This is a genomic window from Streptomyces sp. adm13(2018) (assembly GCF_008042145.1).
GTDB lineage: Bacteria > Actinomycetota > Actinomycetes > Streptomycetales > Streptomycetaceae > Streptomyces.
The window spans coordinates 1-2,021 of record NZ_RDBH01000237.1 but is presented as its reverse complement, the minus strand read 5'-3'; the positions used below and the strand labels follow the sequence as shown (position 1 = coordinate 2,021).

3 protein-coding genes are annotated in these 2,021 nt (G+C 74.7%); 1 reads left to right on the top strand and 2 read right to left on the bottom strand.

Features of this window, described 5'->3' with window-relative positions:
* Positions 1–400 (top strand): hypothetical protein (locus EAO70_RS38375; protein ID WP_187284193.1); only part of this gene is annotated, 400 nt, incomplete at its 5' end.
* A gap of 86 nt (positions 401–486) precedes the next feature.
* Here the strand turns inward: EAO70_RS38375 and EAO70_RS36045 are convergent.
* Both EAO70_RS36045 and EAO70_RS36040 read right to left on the bottom strand, forming a co-directional pair.
* On the bottom strand, positions 487–1,098 hold the full coding sequence (locus EAO70_RS36045) for a helix-turn-helix domain-containing protein (RefSeq protein ID WP_261993227.1): 612 nt from the start codon (positions 1,096–1,098) through the stop codon (positions 487–489).
* Positions 1,099–1,274: 176 nt separating this feature from the next.
* Positions 1,275–1,973, bottom strand: a complete 699-nt coding sequence (locus EAO70_RS36040) for a response regulator (RefSeq protein ID WP_410091597.1) — start codon at positions 1,971–1,973, stop codon at positions 1,275–1,277.
* Positions 1,974–2,021: the final 48 nt, after the last annotated feature.

Genomic DNA, 2,021 nt, shown 5'->3' with positions numbered 1-2,021 from the left:
GCTCGGCGCCCCCCTGCTCGCCACCCCCGCCGCCGCGGTCGACGCCCCCGGCGGCATCGGTGTCGTCCACGACTGGCAGCCGCTCACCCTGGCCTCGGGCGTCACCGCCGCCGTGGACGTCCCGGCCGTCCGCGTCGTGAAGATCGCGGGTACGGACTTCCTCCAGATGCGGGGCGGCTTCACCGGCCAGTTCTCGGCCGACACCGTGATCGGCAGCATGCCGACGACGATCACCGTGCCGAAGGTGGTACGCGCGGTCTGCCCCCGCAACAACTCCGCCGGCATCAACTCCTGCCGCGTGGAGGTCCACACGACCGGCCGCATCACGGTGTTCGGCGGCACGACCGCGAACGACATCACCTGGGTCACGCTGGACAGCTACTCGGCCGTACTCGCCTGAGGACTGGGCCTCCGGCGGTACGGCGGTCCGGAGCCGGCCATCCAGAGCCGGCGGTCCGGAGCCGGCCGTCCACGGCCACGGGCCCCTCAGGCGCCGACGGCCGCCCAGAAGTGGCCGGTGATGTCGTCGAGGTAGGCCCGGCCCTCGTTGCCGGTGCCGGCCGAGGCGCCCCAGCTGCTGGTCGCCGCCATCCGGGCGTGATAGTCGGCGTGCAGCCGCTGGAGGACGCGTTCCACGGTCTGCCGGGGCAGTGGCAGCAGCTTCACGGCCGGTTTCACGTAGGCCTGCCAGCGGTGGGTGGTGGCGGCGTTCCGCAGCAGCTCCGCGAGCGCCTCGTCGCCGCCGGTGGCGGTGATCAGGGCGCGCGGGCCGAGCCCGAGCACCTCGGCGAGCGCGGCCGTCTGGCGTTCGGTGCCGCGCCAGCTGCCCTCGTCCTCCATGCGCTGATACGCCGGTGCCGCGACGCCGACCCGCCGGGCCAGCTCCTCGGGGGCGAGACCGCGCGCCATCCGGTGCTCGCGCAGGGTGGAGGCGACGGAGATGAGCTCGGCGGGGGCGCACCACAGGACGCCCGCGAGAGCGGTGAGCTCCTGCTCGCTCGGGAGGACGCGGCCGCGTTCCCAGGCGACGACGGTGTCCGGGGTGACGAAGAGGCCGTACTGCGCGCGCAGGCCGTACGCGACGTGACCGGGGGCCATGCCGAGACCTTCGCGCAGGCGTCGCGCGGCCAGGGCGTTGAAGGGTGGGGAGGGTTGGTGCACCCGGTCACCGTAGAGCGGAGGGTGACGGCTGGCTACGGTGCGTTCCCCCAACATGCGGAGTCGTAGGAACATGGGAACCGGTCGGTAACCGCGGGTGGTCGGTTCCGGGACGATCAGTGACCGCGGGCCGGGCCCTCCAGCCAGCGGTACTGGAGCTCCGGCCGCCCGATCTGCCCGTACTGCGGGGCACGTACGGCCCGGCCCTCGGTGACCAGGTGCTCCAGGTACCGACGGGCCGTGATCCGGGAGATCCCGAGGGCCGCGCCGGCCTCGGCGGCGGTGAGCCCGCCGGGCGTGGACCGCAGGGTCCGCGTGACGGACTCCAGGGTCGGCGCGCTCAGTCCCTTGGGGAGCGTGCTGGGGTGCGGGGCCCGGAGGGTGGCGAGCGCGCGGTCGACCTCGTCCTGCCCGGAGGCCTCGCCCGCGGTCGCCCGGAACTCGGCGTACCGGGCGAGCCGGTCCCGCAGGGTCGCGAAGGTGAAGGGCTTGAGGACGTACTGGACGACGCCCAGCGAGACGCCCTCGCGGACGACCGCAAGGTCGCGGGCGGAGGTCACGGCGATCACGTCCGCGGTGTGCCCGGCGGCGCGGAGCGCGCGCAGCAGTTGCAGGCCGTGGCCGTCGGGGAGGTAGAGGTCGAGCAGGATCAGGTCCACGGGCGTCCGCTCCAGGGCGCGGACGGCGGCGGCCCGGGAGTGGGCGACGCCGACGACGGTGAACCCGTCGACCCGCCCGGCGTAGAGGGCGTGGGCGTCCGCGGCGACGGGATCGTCCTCGACGACGAGCACCCGCAGGGGAGACACGCTGGTCACGAGACCACCTCGGGAGTGTCGCACGGGGGCGGCGGCGGGCTGCCGGGG

Coding starts and splice junctions, on each gene's coding strand:
- EAO70_RS36045 (WP_261993227.1), bottom strand. CDS start 1,098: ATGGCCCCCGGTCACGTCGCGTACGGCCTGCGCGCGCAGTACGGCCTC.